The sequence below is a fragment of the Sphingorhabdus sp. EL138 genome (assembly GCF_900258045.1).
Classification (GTDB): Bacteria; Pseudomonadota; Alphaproteobacteria; order Sphingomonadales; family Sphingomonadaceae; genus Parasphingorhabdus.
Window position 1 is genome coordinate 34,175 of record NZ_OGVD01000001.1, and the last position, 18,208, is coordinate 52,382.

General features: G+C 50.3%; 17 protein-coding genes and 1 pseudogene. 12 read left to right on the forward strand and 6 right to left on the reverse strand.

The genetic code is table 11. The features are described from left to right. The first annotated feature begins 26 nt into the window (after window positions 1-26). From DK507_RS00190 to DK507_RS00225, 8 genes are read left to right on the forward strand one after another with little or no spacing between them, the layout of a single operon-like run. Complete coding sequence (locus DK507_RS00190; protein ID WP_109353994.1) at window positions 27-1,022, forward strand: type IV secretion system protein; 996 nt, start codon at window positions 27-29, stop codon at window positions 1,020-1,022. Window positions 1,023-1,032: 10 nt separating this feature from the next. After that, window positions 1,033-1,389 carry a hypothetical protein gene (locus tag DK507_RS00195; RefSeq protein WP_109353995.1) on the forward strand — a complete coding sequence of 119 codons (357 nt, stop codon included), beginning with the start codon at window positions 1,033-1,035 and terminating at the stop codon, window positions 1,387-1,389. 3 nt (window positions 1,390-1,392) lie between these two features. Next, on the forward strand, window positions 1,393-2,079 hold the full coding sequence (locus tag DK507_RS00200) for a virB8 family protein (protein WP_109353996.1): 687 nt from the start codon (window positions 1,393-1,395) through the stop codon (window positions 2,077-2,079). Beyond that, the gene (virB9, locus tag DK507_RS00205) at window positions 2,076-2,936 is read left to right on the forward strand and encodes a P-type conjugative transfer protein VirB9 (RefSeq protein WP_109353997.1); all 861 of its coding nucleotides are present in this window, start codon (window positions 2,076-2,078) and stop codon (window positions 2,934-2,936) included. Before DK507_RS00200 ends, virB9 begins: the two co-directional genes overlap by 4 nt. Next, complete coding sequence (virB10, locus tag DK507_RS00210) at window positions 2,933-4,126, forward strand: type IV secretion system protein VirB10 (RefSeq protein ID WP_254054209.1); 1,194 nt, start codon at window positions 2,933-2,935, stop codon at window positions 4,124-4,126. The genes virB9 and virB10 overlap by 4 nt, the downstream gene beginning before the upstream one ends. Beyond that, window positions 4,126-5,136 carry a P-type DNA transfer ATPase VirB11 gene (gene virB11 / locus DK507_RS00215; RefSeq protein WP_109353998.1) on the forward strand — a complete coding sequence of 337 codons (1,011 nt, stop codon included), beginning with the start codon at window positions 4,126-4,128 and terminating at the stop codon, window positions 5,134-5,136. Before virB10 ends, virB11 begins: the two co-directional genes overlap by 1 nt. Then, the gene (locus DK507_RS00220; protein WP_109353999.1) at window positions 5,108-6,943 is read left to right on the forward strand and encodes a type IV secretory system conjugative DNA transfer family protein; all 1,836 of its coding nucleotides are present in this window, start codon (window positions 5,108-5,110) and stop codon (window positions 6,941-6,943) included. Before virB11 ends, DK507_RS00220 begins: the two co-directional genes overlap by 29 nt. Continuing rightward, window positions 6,936-7,721: an LPD7 domain-containing protein gene (locus tag DK507_RS00225; RefSeq protein WP_109354000.1), complete on the forward strand. Its 786-nt coding sequence runs from the start codon at window positions 6,936-6,938 to the stop codon at window positions 7,719-7,721. Before DK507_RS00220 ends, DK507_RS00225 begins: the two co-directional genes overlap by 8 nt. Window positions 7,722-7,959: 238 nt before the next feature. On the opposite strand, the pseudogene DK507_RS00230 reads toward DK507_RS00225, so the two are convergent. The 4 genes and pseudogenes from DK507_RS00230 to DK507_RS00245 form a co-directional block, all read right to left on the reverse strand. Continuing rightward, window positions 7,960-8,958, reverse strand: a pseudogene (locus DK507_RS00230) (DDE-type integrase/transposase/recombinase); the annotation flags it as partial. A 53-nt stretch (window positions 8,959-9,011) separates the two neighbouring features. Next, window positions 9,012-9,650 (reverse strand): hypothetical protein, encoded by a 639-nt coding sequence (locus tag DK507_RS00235; RefSeq protein WP_162558814.1) that lies wholly within the window; start codon window positions 9,648-9,650, stop codon window positions 9,012-9,014. A gap of 94 nt (window positions 9,651-9,744) precedes the next feature. Next, window positions 9,745-10,209 (reverse strand): cytochrome c family protein, encoded by a 465-nt coding sequence (locus DK507_RS00240; protein ID WP_109354002.1) that lies wholly within the window; start codon window positions 10,207-10,209, stop codon window positions 9,745-9,747. Window positions 10,210-10,244: 35 nt separating this feature from the next. Beyond that, window positions 10,245-10,976, reverse strand: coding sequence for a chromophore lyase CpcT/CpeT (locus tag DK507_RS00245; RefSeq protein WP_109354003.1), 732 nt, complete (start codon window positions 10,974-10,976; stop codon window positions 10,245-10,247). Between the two features lie 141 nt (window positions 10,977-11,117). On the opposite strand from DK507_RS00245, the gene DK507_RS00250 reads away from it, so the two are divergent. Then, window positions 11,118-12,617, forward strand: coding sequence for an NAD(P)/FAD-dependent oxidoreductase (locus DK507_RS00250; protein ID WP_162558815.1), 1,500 nt, complete (start codon window positions 11,118-11,120; stop codon window positions 12,615-12,617). A 56-nt stretch (window positions 12,618-12,673) separates the two neighbouring features. Here the strand turns inward: DK507_RS00250 and DK507_RS00255 are convergent, their stop codons facing one another. After that, window positions 12,674-14,206, reverse strand: a complete 1,533-nt coding sequence (locus DK507_RS00255; RefSeq protein WP_162558816.1) for an aldehyde dehydrogenase — start codon at window positions 14,204-14,206, stop codon at window positions 12,674-12,676. A gap of 159 nt (window positions 14,207-14,365) precedes the next feature. Between DK507_RS00255 and DK507_RS00260 the strand changes: the two genes are divergently transcribed. After that, a complete protein-coding gene (locus tag DK507_RS00260) occupies window positions 14,366-14,812 on the forward strand; it encodes a VOC family protein (RefSeq protein ID WP_109354006.1) in 447 nt (148 codons plus the stop codon). A gap of 13 nt (window positions 14,813-14,825) precedes the next feature. After that, window positions 14,826-15,827 (forward strand): ornithine cyclodeaminase family protein, encoded by a 1,002-nt coding sequence (locus tag DK507_RS00265; protein ID WP_109354007.1) that lies wholly within the window; start codon window positions 14,826-14,828, stop codon window positions 15,825-15,827. Here the strand turns inward: DK507_RS00265 and DK507_RS00270 are convergent. Further along, a complete protein-coding gene (locus DK507_RS00270) occupies window positions 15,806-16,669 on the reverse strand; it encodes an oxaloacetate decarboxylase (RefSeq protein WP_109354008.1) in 864 nt (287 codons plus the stop codon). The two genes, DK507_RS00265 and DK507_RS00270, sit on opposite strands and share 22 nt — an antisense overlap. Before the next feature lie 234 nt (window positions 16,670-16,903). Between DK507_RS00270 and DK507_RS00275 the strand changes: the two genes are divergently transcribed. Continuing rightward, window positions 16,904-18,193, forward strand: a complete 1,290-nt coding sequence (locus tag DK507_RS00275) for a hypothetical protein (protein ID WP_109354009.1) — start codon at window positions 16,904-16,906, stop codon at window positions 18,191-18,193. Window positions 18,194-18,208 lie beyond the last annotated feature (15 nt).

Below are 18,208 nucleotides of genomic sequence, written 5' to 3' on the forward strand. Positions count from 1 at the left end.
ACAAACCAAAAGGACCAGATGCCGAAATGAATTTTAGCGATCATGTTTTTACCACGATGTTCGAGGCGCTTAACTCCGCCTTGGGCGCGATCGTTGGTAAATATGCTGCTATAATCGGCATTGTATCGCCCGCGCTGCGCATCGGCATCGTGATTTATATTTCGCTGCTCGGCTACGCGATCATGCGCGGCGCTGTACAATATCCATTCCGCGAATATGCCTATCGCGGCTGCCAGCTCGCATTCCTCTATTTTGCCGTAACCTCGCTTTACGGAACCCAGATCGGCATGTTCGCACTTGGCGGCCTGCCAAGCCAGTTCGCCACAGCTCTTGGCGGCGCGGATGTTGGCGGCCTTGGCGGCTTTTATGACAAGTTGGCAGGCACTGGCTTTGAAACCGCCAACACTATGCGCAAGATCGCGGCGAATTATCAGGAAACTCAAGGCACGCTTCCTGATATTGGCTATGCCGTTTTTTCGGGTTTTCTGGTGGTGATGGTCCTTATAGCCACCTTGCTATGTGCTGCCATCGGTTTCGTCATCAGCGCGTTTGGCTTGTTCGCACTGGCTTTGTTGTCGGTGGTCGGTCCGCTCTTTGTCGCGGCACTTCTATTTGAGTCCGCGCGCGGCTATTTTTTTGCCTGGCTGGGCGCGTGCATCAACTATTTGATGCTGATCGTCTTCGCGCTGGTATTGACGCTGTTTCTTACCCAGACCGGCGAAGCAATCATCGCCACTATTTCTGAAAATGACGAAATCGGTATGGCTGCGATCAAAGCTCTGGCCTTCTACGCACTCGGCTTTTTCTTCTTCCTACAGATCCCGATGCTGGCGGCTTCACTTGGCGGCGGCGGCCCCGCCCTCGCCAACCAGTTTGCCTCGGCAATCGCAGCAGCAGGCGGGTTTGTTGTCGGACGCGGAGCAACCGGTGCGCAGGCAACAAGCCGCGCCATCGAACGCGGTTTTGCAGGCGGCATAGCAAGAATGCGAACATCAGGTTCGGTCAGTCGCGGAACAAATTGAGGAGCAAATTATGCGCAAACAAATCATGGCTCTGATTGCCGCCTTGGCAATCTCGATACCTGCCAGCCCTATTGTAGCTGCGCCAAAGTCGCCCAAGCTCTCAAAGTGCGACGGTAAGAAGCGCAGGCCAGCCAATCCTTACGGCTCTATATTGCCGACCGTCGATCCCGAGACTGGAACCTCAACGCCTGCAGGGCAACCGTCCAGTGATGAACCGGGCGAAGAGCCGAAACGTGAAGGTGTTGAAGTATTCCCGAGCAAATCATCAGCATTGTTAAAACCCAAGAAAAGACGCGGCGACAAAACCCAAAACATAGTCCCGCCAATTACCAGCGCGCAGCCAAAGCGCGTTTATCAGAGCTGCTGAGTGATGGTATGCGGCGTCACCGATAGAGATGATCTCAAGGCCTATTTTGCGGAAAGCGCAAGCTGGGATCACGATCGCTTTGTTGCATCGCGGCGTTCAAAACGGCTCGCGTGGATAGTTGCTGCGGTTGCCAGCGGTCTTGCGATTACCGGCGTTGCCGCTGTTGCAATGCTGACGCCGCTTAAAACCGTCGCGCCCTATGTCATCACTGTCGATAAGGCGACCGGCGCGAGTGAGATTACCGCGCAGATGTCGGGCGATAACCAGATCACCTACAATGAAGCTGTCGCCAAATACTTTCTCGCCGATTATGTCCGCAACCGCGAGGGCTGGATACCACAAGCGCGCAAAGAGTTTTTTGAGGGCGTGCTAGCAATGTCGTCACGCGAGGAACAGGCACGCTGGACCGCCTTCTATAGCAAAAACAATGCAAGCTCGCCGCAGAACGTCTTTACCGATCTCGATACAATATTCATCGCGGTCAAATCGGTCACATTCGTCTCCAAAAACGTGGCGCAAATACGCTTCACCAAATCGCTCCAGCAAGGTTCGCGCGTCACTGACACGCAGGCGATCGCAACCGTGACCTACGATACCACAGACACACCAACTACCGAACAGCAACGGTTCAAAAATCCACTGGGGCTGGAAGTGCAAACCTATCGCGCCGATCTGGAGGTCACACCATGAAAAATCTAAGAAACTTCACCCTATTGACGCTGCTGTTTAGCGGATCGCCAATAATGGCTGGTGAAACCCCTCAGCCAACAGCGCAAGATAGCCGAATTCGCGAAGTCTTCTATAACGAAAATCAGGTCTTCCGTATTGTTGGAGTTTTTCGGTCGGCAACGCAGATAGTATTTTCTCCGGGCGAACGTGTCGAGCATGTCGCGCTCGGCGACACGATATCCTGGGAAGTTGCTCCGGCTGAAAACTCGCTATTCATCAAACCACGCGAGCGTGCGGGGCCAACTAACCTTATCGTCATAACTCGCTCAAATGCAGGTAGCCGTACATATACGTTTGAGCTGAGCGCACGCCGGGGCGCGATTCGAGAAAAATCACCGGATACCTTCTTTAAGGTAGCCTTCCGCTATCCGCGCGAAGAGGCAGCGGCGGCGCAAGCTGCTGCTACCCGAGCGGCATACACACAGGCCGTCACGCTGCAATCAGGCGCAATCCGCTCGGCGCTTGATCTGGGCGTTCTCGAAGGCACCCGTAATCTCAAATATAGTGTTCAGGGGTCGTCGAAAATCCAGCCTTCCGAAATTACTGACAATGGGCAATTTACCGCTCTGCGCTTTCCGAACCAGCGCGAACTACCCGCAATATTTGCAATCAATCCGGATGGCACTGAGAGCATTGTCCCGTTTGATGTTCGCGATGAATTTGTGGTGGTGCATGGCGTGTTTGCGCAGCTTCGTTTGAGGCGCGGCAAGAAGGTGCTGTGCATTTTCAATGAAGCTCCGAATTTTTATGGGCGCGATCCCAAAACCGGCACGGCATCAAGCATCGTTGAACGCACAGATGACGGGGAGACACGATGATGGCCGATACAGCCAATGACGTCGGAGCCGCTGAACGCGCTAAAGTCGATCAAACCCCTGACCCAGACGAAATTGACCGCAGCCCGGCGGGCGAACGCGGCAGTAAAATGCCGTCTATTCCAGGGACAACGATGGACCCAAAAAAGATGATTGGCTTTGCCGCCGCCGCTGGGGCGCTTATGTTTACTGTGCTTGCACTTGGAACCGGGCTCACTGGCAATTCAGAATTGCCGCCCGTAAAACCCAAACCGGCGCTCGAAGCGGCAGACTATGATCCAGCAACGGTTATTGCACCGACGCTTGCAGAAGCTGGAACAGACCCCAATGCGCCTATTCCATTGGGAGAACCCGTCGTTCCTGCGATTGGCAAGCAGGCCTTGTCCCCACAGGGTCAAGCGACGACTACCGTGCAGCCGCGTCAGCAATCGCCAGCTGAAGCACTGCGAGAAGCTTCGCGGCGGTCAACACTTATTGCCTATAGCGGTGAGCGCGCCGATGGAGGCAGTGCAGCTAACCTTAACGCGGCTGTTAGTGGAATGAGCACCGGAGAAGCTTCACCGCAGCAAACCACAAATCTTGATACGCTCCGCCGCGCATCGGTCATCGGGCAGGCTCAGGCCCGGTCGCTTCCAGATCGCAATTTTTTGATTACGGCGGGAAGCTTCATCCCGTGCGTGTTGCAAACGGCGATGGATTCCAGTCAGCCCGGCTATGTAAGCTGCATTGTCCCGCGCAATGTATATTCCGACAATGGCCGCGTCGTGCTTCTGGAAAAAGGCACGAAAATTTTTGGCGAATATCAAGGCGGCCTCAATCGGGGTCAATACCGCCTGTTTGTCCTCTGGACGCGCGCAGTGACACCCCGCGGCATCGCGATTGATGTGGGCTCGCCGGCAACCGACGCACTTGGTCGTGGCGGCGTAGACGGTAAAGTAGAGAATTTTTTCTGGAAACGATTTGGCACCGCTTTGCTTTTCAGCCTGGTCGAAGATGCCGCAACCATTGGTGCCGAGGCCCTGGGAAACAATGGTTCGAACACAACCCGTGTTCCATCTGACGCAGCCTCCACCGTCTTGCAGCAGAATGGCGACATCAAGCCGGTCCTGCGCAAAAATCAGGGTGAGGACGTTGGAATAACCGTCGCACAGGACTTCGATTTCTCGACCGTTTACGGCCTTGCGCTTAAATAATGGCCGCGCCGGGTAAAAACACCGCTGTTCTGGACAGCGTGACCCAGCCTTTAGCTAAATATCTGATTGATGAGAGCGTCACCGAACTGGTTATCAACCTTCCCGGTGAGGTCGGTATTGAACGGCGTGGGCACTGGACATGGGAAAGCGAGCCTTCGCTTGATTTCAAAACGCTTATGGCGCTGGCGACTGCCGCAGCCGCCTATACCGCGCAGGATATTACTCGCGAAAATCCTATCGTTTCAACCATCTTTCCAAGCGGTGAGCGGGTGCAAATCATTGTCCCGCCGGTTGTCCCCGATGAAACGGTCTCAATCACCATTCGCAAGCCATCAAGCGTGTCCATGACATTGGATGATTTCGAGGCAGCGGGCTTGTTCAAAAACACTCGGATTGCTGAAAAGAAGGTGAGCCAGCATGAGTTAGACCTACTCACACTGCTTCGCGGGGGTCATCATGTCGAGTTCTTCGATGCCGCTGTTAAAGCAAAGCTCAACATTCTCATCTCGGGTGCAACCGGCTCGGGCAAGACCACATTTTCCAAGGGATTGATTCAGCTGATCCCTTCCGAAGAACGGCTCTTAACCATCGAAGACACGCGCGAATTGATCGTTCGCCAGAAGAATGTCGTGCACATGCTGTATGCAAAGGACGGACAAGGTACAGCCAATGTTACCGCCAAACATTTGCTAGAAAGCGCGCTCAGGATGCGCCCTGACCGTATCTTGCTCCAGGAATTACGTGATGGGACGGCGTTTTTTTACCTGCGCAATGTCAATTCCGGCCATCCCGGATCAATCACGACGATCCACGCCGATTCCGCTGAACTGGCGTTCGAGCAGCTGACTTTGCTGGTCAAGGAAAGCGAAGGTGGCTCCGATCTTGCGCGCGATGATATTCGGGCGTTGCTAAAAATGCTCGTGGATTGCGTCGTGCAAATCAAAAAGACTGACGGTAAATTTCGGGTAACGGAGATCTATTATGACCCAGAAGGCAGGCACGCCGCCTGACGGCGGGGCGTTAAGATTACTCATCGGAATTCCGTTTGGGCTGCTCATTGCATTCACCATAGCCAGTATGATTGGGTGGCTTATTCTAGGTCTGCCCGTCACTGCCTATGATCCGCTCAAAATTCCCCAGTTCGTCTGGTATTATCGCGGCGATCCACAAGTTGTCCGGGCGATGACGGGTGGTTTGATCGGCGGAGGCTTGCTCCTGATTGGCCTAATCTATGTGCTTTGGGCGCGCGGTGCGCCGCTGCATGGAGCAGCGCGCTTTGCCCGTGAAAGCGAGATAAAGCGCCAGGGCTTTCGCGCCCGCTCCGGTATCGTCCTCGGCCGCAAGGGGGGCCGTTTCCTGACCTTTGGTGGCAGCGAGCATGTCATCGTCGAAGCTCCAACCCGCTCGGGTAAAGGCACCGGTATTGTCATTCCAAACCTGCTGACATGGCAAGGCTCAGTTGTTGTCCTTGACGTAAAACGCGAAAATTACGACGCCAGCGCAGGGTTTCGCGCTCGTTATGGTCAGGACGTCTATCTCTTCAATCCAACCAACCGTGAAGGTCGCACGGCCCATTACAATCCGCTGGCCTATATCAACCGAAACGACTCAGATGATGTCATCATCGAATTGCAAAAGATCGCCACGATGCTGTTTATCACGCCCGAACGAGGCGAGGCTTTTTGGGCCAACGGCGCACGAACCGGATTTGCAGGTGTCGGTGCCTGGCTGGCCGAAACCAGCAATGAACCGCTGACGATGGGCGCGATCTATCGCCACCTTACCGAAGGCGACGCGCGCAGTTTCTTCAAAAAGGAGCTGGCCAAGCCAGAACTCGACTTATCTGCCGGATGCCGGACGGCGCTGGCCGATTTTGCCGGTGGTTCTGACAACAGCTTTGCGGACATCAAAAAGACCATCACCAGCGTTCTCGGCCTTTGGCTCAATCCACTGGTCGATGCCGCGACTTCGGCAAGTGACTTCGATCTGCGTGATCTTCGCAAACGACCTTTGTCGATCTACCTGGGTGTGTCTCCCGATGAACTTGACCGCATTGCGCCACTCTACAACCTCCTGTTGCAGCAACTCATCGATCTCAATGTGCGCGAACTGCCCGATGAAAACACGCAGGTTCCGGTACTGGTGATCCTCGATGAATTTGCACGGCTTGGCCGCGCATCGGTGCTTGCCAGCGCATTTTCCTATGTCGCAGGATATGGAATCAGGCTTCTGCCCGTAATCCAGTCTCGCTCGCAGCTGCGCGGTGTTTACGGTGAGCATGTTGCCGATGAAATCGTCGCCAATTGCGGCGTAGAGGTCGCCTTCACTCCCAAGGAACTGCGCGGTGCGAACGAACTGTCGGAGCGCATTGGCTATGTCGGACAAGCAAGCATTACCAAATCGCTGACCATCCACGGCCTGCTTGCCAACCGCTCCAAGTCCATTTCCGAGCAGCGCCGCGCCTTGATGTTACCGCAGGAACTGATGCAGTTTCCAGCAAACAGACTAATCTTGCTGCGCGGCGGTATTCCGCCGATCATTGGCACGAAGTTAGCCTATTTCAAGAACCGCTTCTTCAAACGACGGGCCCTGCCCGCACCCGTGGTGCCGCCGATCGAAAGGCAAGCGCGTGTTACCACGCACCCAGCGCCATTCCGGGACATGAGCGATGAAGAAGCAGAAGGTAATCCGGCCCACCCACTGAACCGCAGCGACATTCGAACTGAAGATTATCCAAGTCAGTTCGCCGATCTGCTGGCCATTGATCGCGACGGCGAGGTGCAGGGCATTTTAGAGGAAGGTGATGAGCATGACTGACGAATTCGAAGGCGCAGCAAATCGCGCACGAAGCCTTGATGGTAAAGCGAGGCCTGCCAAGGAAAAGCCCGCACCAACCAAGCCGATGCGCAAAACGGCGAAGCCCACGATCACCGACGACCTCACAGGCAAATTTCTACGTGTCGGTAACAAACTCTACCGGACATCGGACGACAAATCGCCAATTGTCCGGCTCGAAACTGACCGCCTCAAAACCCGCAATATCGACGCTCTTCCGGATATTATTCGCATCGCTAAGGCCAATGGCTGGAATTCAATCCAGATCAACGGCGGCGACAAGTTCAAAAAGGCAGCATTTCTTGCCGCTGCTTCGCAAGGGTTGGCCGTCGAGAACTATCGGCCGTCAAAAGTCGCGCAGGCCGAAGCCGACCGTCTCAGCGCAAGGATTGCGGAACGGGAAAAACGCCGCGAAGCTCGAAAATCAGGCTCTGAGAAAGCGGAGCCCGAAAAGGAACCGAGCAAGTTGAAAGCTCTGTCAGAAAGATTTCTGATACAATCTCACGCCGAAAACGCGCGCGATCCAGAGCTCCGGCGTGCGCAAAGTCTGGTCGCCCAGACCATATCAATCGGGCACGCAAAATTTCCCGATGATGCGGCCAAAGCGTCAAAAGAAGTCGAAGCCAGGCGGCAGGAAGTCGCGACCCGTATCGCCAAAGGAGACAAAATTGCGGTCGTTCAGGTCCGCAACCAACAGGCCCAGCGCGTCTGTGAAGTTGAGCGGGATCAAGCATTCCGACGCGTTGGGCGATCTCGTTGACGAGACCTACCATAAACATGTGCATGCCAAGTGAGCAATACGTGTTTTCTCTGGTCGGAGTGCGTCGACTTTCCGTCAGAGAATAGAGATTAATTGCTGATCGCGCATGCCAAAGCGAACTTACGCTCCCGCCCCAATCTCAGTCGTAAGCCCCCAAATTAAAGGTCCTCATAAGCAGCCATTCACGTCCGCTGTTTGACTTCATTGCGTTTGTATCGATAATAGACTTTATCTTCTAGCTGGGACCGTTTTCAGACAGTAGTCTCGGCTTATGCAGAACATGGGCCTGATTGCAGCCAGAGGCTGTCAGCGCGAGCTCCAAGGTATCGATGACATCCTGAGCCCGCATGGTCGTGCACAGCTTCCACGAGACGATGTAGCGGGAGAAATCGTCGAGGATGGTGGAGAGATAATACCAGCCCCAGCCGATGATCTTCAAGTACGTAAAATCAGTCTGCCATAGCTGATTGGGTGCAGTGGTCTTGTCCTTAAAATCACTGGCCGCCTTCATCACGATAAAGGCGGGGCCGGTGATCAGGTCATGGGCCTTGAGGAGCCGACAACGCTGGCTTCCTATACGAAGTAGCCCTTGATGTCCGTGAACGTTACCGCCAGCTCGCGTGGGCTTAGCTCGGAGCGTTCCAGTGCCATCTCCAGTATCTGATCGTGGATCTCATCCGGTATCCGATTCCATGCCCGCCGAGGACCAGGGCGCTTGTCTTCCAGTGCGTCTTCGCCGAATCGCTGATACAGATCATACCAGCGGTAGAAGGTAGGCCGGGCCGGTCCAGCGTTTGTTTGGCCGGCAGATGCGAACGCTCCACCAACTTGATAATCTCAAGCTTCTCAGTGGCAGGGTATCTCATTCGTCTTCGCCCCCATCCCCGGTCATGCTTTTTTTGAGCAGGCGGTTGTCCAGCGTGAGTTCGGCCACCACTTCTTTCAGATCGCGACCTTCACGGCGAAGCGTTGTCACTTCTTCATTGTTAGCCGCACGAGCCGTATCACCGGCAAGCCTCTTCTTACCTGCTTCCATGAAGTCTTTCGACCATTTGTAATATACACCCTGTGCAATACCTTCACGGCGGCATATCTTGGCGATTGTATCGTCTCCGCGCAGACCCTCCAGCACGATCCGTATCTTCTCTTCTGCGCTATATTGTTTGCGGGTCTGACGGCGGATGTCCTTCACCACACGCTCTGCACGGGCTTTAGAATTTTTCTGTTTTGATCTCATCTTCGTTCCTTACGTCACTACGATGATACCAAAATACTCACATCCTACATAACTTACATCTGTCTATCGAATGCTGACGGGGGACAATCTGGGGCAAGTGGACACAGCGCCTCTGAACAGTGGTTGTCCATTCGATGTTCATAACACAGCGTGCGTTTGAACAACCTCCCATCTTTCAGCCAAATTCTAGTACGCAATCGTGCGTTTCCGTTAGACTCCACATTCACAAACTCATTCAAACATAGCTGTGGTGCAGTCCTTTGGGTGATGTTAACGAGCACGTTTCCGTAGCTGGTTTCCCTTATACATCCCTGAAACGGGCCTTTTTCCCAAATCAGTTGATCATCGTGAAAGATGCTTCGTTGTTCAATCATCTGTTCTTGACCATCTTCCCAATAAAACTGGCTTCGCTGGATGTGTGCATAGGTGCCAGTTTGAGGAAATTGGTGCTGTACTATCCCGCGATGAGCATTGAGCAGCTGTCCTTTATTACTGAAATGTTGATGTTCACCTGCCCAGCTCCCTTCGAACGACGCAAATACAGGCATTGTGTTAGCGAGTAGGGAGAATTGGTCCTTAGTTTCATCAAGATCTCTAATCCCAGCAGTTACTCGGAAGCGGGCCATCCAGTTAACATATTTTAAGGTTTGTATGAAATCTGAAAACAATACCGAGGCAACATGTGCTGCCACTAGTTTCCACATTCAGGTGATGATTATCGAACAGGTCTGCAAATATAGAATGATGTCTCGGCTTCATAACGCTTACTTTGACGTTGAGAATGATCTATTGAGTTTCCTGAGCAAGATATTCGATTAACGCCTTACGTTCGTCAGGATTTGGAACGCCTGCAAAGGCCATCTTGTTTCCCGGCAAAAATGTTCTCGGATTACTAAGCCAGGCGTCCAGCTTTTCTGGACTCCATATTATTCCAGAAGAAGCCAAGGCCTCGGAATATGCGAAACCATTTTTTGAGCCAGCCTTTGAATCAAACAAGCCGTGCAGGTTGGGACCAGTAAGATTTGGTTCTCCGCTGTTGATTGTATGACAACTACGACACTTCAAAAATGCGACCATACCTTTGGAATTCGCCTTGGGCGTATTTGATTCGTTCATCGGCTCAGCCGGAGAAGCAGGTTCAACGGATTCTGTTTTTTTTGCAGATTGTTGATCAGACTCGGATGTTCCAGACTGTGAACAGGATACAAGGAGCGCGCTACCGAATAATAAGGGTATCAAAATTTTGGACATTAAGGAATTCACGATATTTTGGTTTTTTTTGCAATTTATTTGGAACGCTTGAGTTTGTGATAGGTAAAAGAGCCTGCGGTCATAGTGACAATTTTAGTTTCTGCATCAGCTATGCGGTCGCGAAACCAAAATTCATCTTTAGAAAGTTTGACCTGATAGTCGAATACCTTTTTTCCGAAGGTGCAATCGGGCATAACCATATGCAGCTTTCCGTCGTCTGCTCGTTTGACAATCATATCGCAATTGTCTGGCAGTGGTGACATTTCCTCGGGTTTGAGATCTGAAAGCCGAGTAGTATCAATATATGCGTTGGCATATTTCTTTTTGCCTTCGTCACTAAAATACCATAGTTTAACGCGTACTTCGTTCGTTATTTCGTCGACGTTAATTGTATATATACGTTGTCTATAGGGCTTGTCGCCAAACGAGAATTCCTCGACGTAGAGAACTCGTTCTCCAAATAGAGGCAGATCGACAGGTCGATAATGGGACCGCATGGGCAAATGCCCACCCATATTTTGCCCCTTCTCAGCTTGCCCTTCTATCCAGATTGGCGCTCCATCTGCGCGCAGAGCATCTATTTGAGCATCATTGTCATAATCACCACTCCACCAGTTCATTATTTTCATGGCAATCGCATTTGCATCATTTCCTGATAATTGCGATTTTCCTGCAATAGCGAAAGAGTCGGTTGCATATGGGACAACACCAATAGAAAACGCCGCAACCAACACCATTGATCTGGTAATAATGTTAAGACTGAACACTCATAAATCTCCTTACGCTCGCTTGACCGATATCCACATATGTGTAAAACAATTACCCAATGATGTAAATAGATCAAAGCTAACTTCAGCATATACTCTGCTCGTTCAGATAAATCTGCTGCTAAGGGAAAGAGGAATAAGGTGGAGATAAGAAGGCGAACCTTACTAAAAGCTGGCTCGGTTGCATTGGCCGGGTCTGCCGCGGCAATCGGTTTGAGCAGTTGTAAAGGTGACAAACAAGAAACAGCCAAGGGAAAGGTAAAAAAGCCCTTTGCCAAAGATCCAGACGTTGTGGTCATCGGTGCCGGACTTTCAGGATTGAATGCAACACTTCTACTTGAAGAAATGGGCTATAACGTAACTTTGGTCGAGGGGCGCGACCGGGTTGGCGGGAGACTATACACGTTAGATGATGTTCCTGGAGCACCCGAAGCAGGCGGTGCCGGCATTGGTAGCATTTATGGAAGGCTGCTCGGGACAATCCGCCGATACGATATTCCGATGGGGCTCGAGCGGGCTCGGACCATTCCAGTTCCAGAAATTTCCATGCTGACTATCAACGGTACGCATATCCCCTTTGATAAATGGGCTGATCACCCCCTCAATCCCTTTCCGAAAGAATATAAAGAGAAACTGCCAGGTTCCATGCAATATGGGCTTTATGGAGATGACAATCCACTTTCTGCACCAGGTGATATTCTGGATTCCAATCTGAATCTGGAATCGTTTGACATTTCCGTTTACGAACATTTCAAAAAGAAAGGTTTTAGTGAGAAAGCCACCCAGCTGGCTGCTGGCACAAATATGAGCTACAGCGACGTCAATGGCAAATTCGGTCTCTCCGCACTGTTGATGTATCATGTCATCGCTTTCGGCCGCATGGCCTCTGGAGGCGGCGAAACCCAGGCCGGAGCAGGCGGTAATCAACGAATTCCAGAAGGCATGGCCAATAATGTCAAAACCGATATTCATTTAGATACAAAAGTCATTGGTATTCGGCATGAAAACAGCCATGCCGAGATTCATTTGGAAAATGGTCAGATTCTGAAGGCAAAACAAGTTATCGTAACGGCTCCATTTTCAGCATTGCGGCTAATTGGTTTGGATGCGCCTATGCATCCTTTAAAACGGCAAGCGATTGCAACCATGGGATATACAAATGTCACGCATTTGCACTTTATCCCTACGCGCAAGTTTTGGGAAGACGATGGCCTTGCGCCATCCATGTGGTGTGATGGACCGATCGGGCGTTTCATGGCCCTTCGGAATGATCCAAGCAACCCTGAGGAGATCACCAGTTTTATCGCTTTTACCAACGACGCTTTAGCTAATCATCATGACCGCTTGGGGCCCGAAGCTTCGGCGCAATTTATGCTGAACTATTTGGAGCAAATTAGACCAAGCACCAAAGGAGCCCTAAAATTTGCTAAATATTGGTCATGGCAACTAGATCCGTTCGCAGGCGGCGCCTATGCTGCTTGGCGTCCCGGTCAGATCACTAAATTTGGGCAACATGTAGCAACACCAGCCGGCCGAATTCACTTCGCCGGAGAGCACACGGAATTCAATAATCGTGGTATGGAAAGTGCAATGGAATCGGGTGAGCGCGCCGCCTTTGCGGTTGCGGAGCAGCTGGGATAGAAATTGCTGGGTGGCTAATTCTCCGGTATATGTCGCTGCCCAGCGGTCGACATCAGTCAAACCATAATGTGTAAGCTTTTCGTTTCCAGAAAACTTGCAAACCCTTCGTGTCCAAATTCGCGGCCCGTTCCTGAATTCTTAACACCGCCAAAGGGTATCATCGGATCAATTCCCGGATGTGTGTTGACCGTTATGATGCCTGCTTCTAGTTGGCTTGCCAAACGATGCGCTACTGACAGATCTTTGGTCCAAAGACTTGCGGCAAGACCAAATTCGGTATCATTGGCCATAGTCACCAACCAATCCAAGTTCTGCCTGTCAAACGGAATCAATGTCAACACTGGTCCGAATACTTCTTTTTGGGCAATGAGACTTTCAGGATTGGCCACACTGAGGAGAGTTGGTTGAAAGAAATGTCCCGGTTGGTCCAATATCTCGCCTCCAAATATAAGTTCTGCTCCCTCTGCGCGCGCGTCTGAAACCGTCTCGTCAATACGATCACGGTCTTGTCTTGTAATGACTGGTCCCATAGTGGTTTCAGGCGCCAGTGCGTCACCAACCACTATGTTATTTGCCAATGCCGCCAGTTTTTCGACAAAGGAAGATAGGACCGACTTTTCAACAAATAGTCGCGACGGGCACATACAAAACTGGCCAGCGTTTCCATAACCGGAAACCCGTGCGTGAATTGCCGCCGCATCAATATCGGCATCATGCATTACTATGAAAGCAGACTTCCCGCCCAATTCGAGCGTCAATCTCTTAAACGTGGAGCTCGCTGCCTGAGATATTTTTCGTCCAACCTCTGTAGAGCCTGTGAAAGTAATTTTCTTTACCAATGGATTTTGGCACAAATCTGCACCAATAGGGCCATTTCCATTAATCACGTTGACCGCACCAGCAGGAAATCCGGCTTCTCGAAACAGCGATGCAATAAACAACGCGCTCATCGGGGTTTGTTCCGCGGGCTTGACTATGGTTGTACATCCTGCCGCTAGGGCAGGTATAACTTTGTTTATCATAAATAGGGCTGGCGCATTCCACGGTAAAACGCACGCTACTACACCAATCGGTTCCAAAATCGTTTGCATAGAACACACAGATGTCGTGCCAGGCTGTGGAATCAAGGGGAAAGACTGACCAGCAATTTTTGTCGGCCAGCCCGCAAAATACCGTATCGTATCAATCAATGTTTCAATTCGTGCGGCACCTACCTTCACCAAATCCGAGTTTTGCGCAGCGGCTCCGAAGAGCCGCCCACTATCGCAGGCATCAATGGCACAAATCACGTCGCCATTTTTCTCCAGTATATCTGCAAAACGGTGCAACATTGTCTCCCGCTCTCGCGGAGAAACTTTGGACCATATTTTATGAAAGCATTGTTCTGCAGCTTGGGCTACATTATTCACATCGACCGAACTTGCTGCCTGCACATCGCCCCATTTTTCTCCCGTTGAGGGATTAATGGACGAGATAATATCTTCAGATGTGCTGTCCACAAATTCACCGTTCACGAACAGTTTGTTATTTCTTGCAGCAAAATCTTGGGCTGCTTTTAGACTATCTCTGACCGTCACAATGGTATCCAATCCTGACTGCTTGTGTTCCGTTGTGCATTTCGTCCAACAGGACATATACCTGTTATCAAATTGTTGATCGCACGAAGTGAAACACATATACATGTAGCGCTAATTCATATAGCAGGATTTGATTCCTAATCACAACATCTGAAAACCGGATGATAAGCCATGGCGTGCCAATATTTAAGAACATCGATATTTGTCGATGATATCGATTACGCCATCAAATGGTATGGTGATATATTCGATATGACCTCTCAACTTGATACCACCATGGTGTTGCCAAGCTCCCTACTGCCTAACGGCAAAGAAGGAGATGTATTGCGTCTTGTAACTCTAGCAAATAATCAACGGGGGCACGAACCGCTCGCGCTCTTACAATGGATGAAACAGGGAAGCGACACACAAGGAAAACCTAGTCCGGTTGTTCATCTCGTTCAAGCAGATGATGCTGCACTTATACTAGAACGGGTCAGGAAAACGGGCTCGCAGATCCAATCTGAATATGTTCAATGGGATGCGCAGTTACCTGACGGGTCGGTGCTACAAATGGGCGGTTGTTCATTTTGGGATATGAACAATCACTTTTTCGGATACTCGAACCGCCGGTCATAAAGCGGGAAGAATAATGAAGATAATAACCTCATCTATGGTAGAAAAGTATTTGACCACAAAGATTTGTTTGGAAGCAGTAAGAAATGCCATGACGGCTGTTTCGCGAGAAAAAACACATCTCCCAATCCGGCAGTTCATACCAATAATGGGCCGCGAAGGAAAAATGGCTCTCATGCCCGGCGCTATGAACGATCCTGATTGCTTTGGAATAAAACTAGTCTGCAAATATCCGCGGGCCGAGGGCAGCAAATATGGAACACATGTTGGTATGGTGCTGGTGTTCGATTCGAAACTAGGCATTCCCTTGGCGATGATTGAAGGCGCGTCACTTACAGCTATTCGCACAGCTGCAGCTAGTGCGTTGGCGACTGACCTCCTAGCAAATCGAAATTGCTCTACATTGACGATCATGGGCAACGGTGAACAAGCAAAACGTCATATTCGTGCTATGCTCGCAGTACGCAATCCAAGCACTATTCTTATTTGGGGTAGAGATCAGGACAAAACAAAATTTTTTGCATCATCCATGGCGCGAGAAACCAACTGTTCAGTTCATGCACTTAGGCATGCTGAAGAAGCCGTTAGCAGGGCTGATTTGATTTGCACTACAACTTCATCCAGCGAACCGATCTTACTGGGTGCTTGGCTCAAGCCTGGCACTCACATTAATCTTGTAGGCGCCGCTACTGCCTCATCAGCCGAAGCCGATCAAGAAGTTGTCAAACGTTCGCGCTTCTTCGTCGATTACCGACCAGCAGCAATGGCCGCTGCAGGAGAGTTATTGCGTGCGATTGAAGGTGGTGCGATCGACAAAGATCATATTTCTGCAGAAATTGGAGAGGTGGTTCAAAATCCGAATTGTGGTCGGCAGAATGATGGTGAAATTACTGTCTATAAATCTCTCGGTTTAGCCGCCCAAGATTTGGCAGTGGGCCATCTGTTATACAAATTATCGATCGATCAAAATTTTGGTTTCAAAGTCGATATGATGGATTATGCAGAAATGTCATTGTAATATTCCAACATCTCGGGAAGTCCTAAAACGGAATTAAGGTCCGATAATGTCATTGGCCGGGAGCTATCGTTAGAATTTGGTTCAGCCACTAATGCTTTGAAACAATTCCGCAATGTATTCGCCACGGGCAAGCTCACCGCTGTTGGCAAAATGACCCCAGAAACAGCGATGTTGGATAGCTGTTGAATTGTTTGAATTTCACTATCTTTTTGAATGAGGTTATAAAAAACTGGCAAGCCTTCTGCTACTGCCACAACTTTTTCAACGGCTTCTATCGTTTTTAACCCCTCAATGAATATAATATCTGCACCTGAATCACGATATGCGGCAGCCCGTTCAAGTGTTTGGCTCAAATCTTCGACGAAAGGACTGTCTGATCGGGCGCTTACCAACATATTTTCTTTTTTACGAGCATCAACAGCAGTCTTGATCTTGTCTCTCATCGCATCAATGCTGATCAATGTTCTAGTGGTTAGCGCATTTGCTGGCTTTATGGGAATCTGATCTTCTATTTGAATAGCGGCCGCGCCTGCTCTTTCAAATTCTCTGACCGTACGACTGGTATGTAAGGCATTTCCAAAACCGCTATCAACATCAACAACAATTGGAAGATTAACACGGTCTGTTATCCGCGCGCATATTGCACTCATCTCCGTTAGCGTCAAAAGGCCTACGTCAGGCCGGCCCAATTGGGTGAAAGCTACAGCAGATCCTGACAAGAAAGCAGCTTCCAATCCTTCTGTCTCAGCCAAAACAGCAGACAAAGCGTCATAAATACCCGGAAGCAATAAGATATCCTGTTGCTGAAGTCGATTTTTTAGATTGGGTTTATCTGGTTGCAAAAAATACCTCTTTCCCGCTGATGTGCGTCTGAAAAGTCACCTAGATTTTCCTTGCGTTCTACCATAAATGGGGTAGATTATGCACATATATGTATTGAACTTGATTGTGTAAATCGAATATTTTGAAATTTAACGCAACCAAAGCAGGGCACAGAAAAGGAGCTTGATCAATGTTTGGTTCACCCAGAATGCGAACAGTTGATCAAAGCCTCAATAACATAGGATGATTCAGTAATGAAAATTGGGATTCAGGTGGCTAGCACTGTCTTAGCGTTTTTTCTTGCAGGTTGCGGTATTGCCATCGATGCAAAAGCCGAAGGAAAAAAAATAACTTGCGCCCCCACAACTGTTTCAGCTTATTGTATTCTCCAAACCGCTGAAAAATCTTTGACCGAAATAGAGGATGGCTCAGCCTGGGCAACGAGTGCGGCGGAGCTTGCTGTTGCTTATGACAGTAACAGCAATCCTGAAAAATCAATTGCTCTGTTGACGAGGTCGCTGGAGAAAATATCCACCCTGCCCAAAGGCACTGCGCGAGATAGTGCATTAGGCGACGTCGCAATTTCCATATATTCTATACGCAGAAATGGTAAGGCATTGATGTTGCTCGAAAACGTCAGATCATTATCATCTTCTGTCACGAACGAGGATAAGCGTGCCGATATTAACGGAAAACGGATAGTGGGTGTGGGTACACACGGTGAAATTGTAATTGCAATAGAGCTTGCCAAAGCAATGCCAGAACAAACCGGATCGCAAGCGGGCAACAAAGCAATTACCTTTCGAAAACTGTCAGCAAGGTTAGCCAAGTCGGGAGAATTTGATGCAGCCTATTCAGTTGCTCAAGATCTGACGATGAGCATTGCTTACTACAGGTCCATGGTGCGCTCTGATATCGCCGTTATGGCTGATAAAAAGGGGGACAAAACAGTATTTGAAAAAATGCTGGCAGAAGCCGCGCAAATGGCGCGAGAGCAAGACAACGGCTATTTCATCGCTGCAGCGCTTCGCGATATTGGCCAGGCTTATGTTCGTGCAGGTCATGTTGATAAGGCGGATCAATATTTCAAGGAAGCGCGTGAAAGCGCTCGTAAAGCGAGAAGCTTTCATGAGCGCGCGCGTTCTATGAGCCGGATCGCTACACGTCTTGGCGACGTAGGGAGAGAAAGAACTTCTCTGTCCATAATCAATGAATCGATATCACTGGCGCGGCAGGAAGAGAATGAGGCTATGCGACATTACTCTCTCTACGAAATAGCCGGAGCCGCTGCCATGAGCGGCAATTTTGAAATATCGAGACAGCTAATTGACGATATTCCCAACACCCCCTTTGGATCAGCCACATCACTGAAGAGTGCAACCCAGCGCGATCTGGCTTGGGGGCTGTTCCGCTACGGCCGGCATGAGAACGCATTGGCAACCGCGCTTGCAATTCGATCGATTCGAGAGCGTGTTCATACACTAAGCCGCTTGGTTCGTATTATGAACAACCCCAAGATGGAAGCGCTGCCGCGCTACCTTTAAATCAGCAAGATAATG

Coding starts and splice junctions, on each gene's coding strand:
- DK507_RS00260 (WP_109354006.1), top strand. CDS start 14,366: ATGGCGTGCCAATATTTAAGAACATCGATATTTGTCGATGATATCGAT.
- DK507_RS00225 (WP_109354000.1), top strand. CDS start 6,936: ATGACTGACGAATTCGAAGGCGCAGCAAATCGCGCACGAAGCCTTGAT.
- DK507_RS00275 (WP_109354009.1), top strand. CDS start 16,904: ATGAAAATTGGGATTCAGGTGGCTAGCACTGTCTTAGCGTTTTTTCTT.
- DK507_RS00190 (WP_109353994.1), top strand. CDS start 27: ATGAATTTTAGCGATCATGTTTTTACCACGATGTTCGAGGCGCTTAAC.
- DK507_RS00240 (WP_109354002.1), bottom strand. CDS start 10,209: ATGTCCAAAATTTTGATACCCTTATTATTCGGTAGCGCGCTCCTTGTA.
- DK507_RS00265 (WP_109354007.1), top strand. CDS start 14,826: ATGAAGATAATAACCTCATCTATGGTAGAAAAGTATTTGACCACAAAG.
- DK507_RS00220 (WP_109353999.1), top strand. CDS start 5,108: ATGACCCAGAAGGCAGGCACGCCGCCTGACGGCGGGGCGTTAAGATTA.
- DK507_RS00200 (WP_109353996.1), top strand. CDS start 1,393: ATGGTATGCGGCGTCACCGATAGAGATGATCTCAAGGCCTATTTTGCG.
- virB9 (WP_109353997.1), top strand. CDS start 2,076: ATGAAAAATCTAAGAAACTTCACCCTATTGACGCTGCTGTTTAGCGGA.
- virB11 (WP_109353998.1), top strand. CDS start 4,126: ATGGCCGCGCCGGGTAAAAACACCGCTGTTCTGGACAGCGTGACCCAG.
- DK507_RS00195 (WP_109353995.1), top strand. CDS start 1,033: ATGCGCAAACAAATCATGGCTCTGATTGCCGCCTTGGCAATCTCGATA.
- virB10 (WP_254054209.1), top strand. CDS start 2,933: ATGATGGCCGATACAGCCAATGACGTCGGAGCCGCTGAACGCGCTAAA.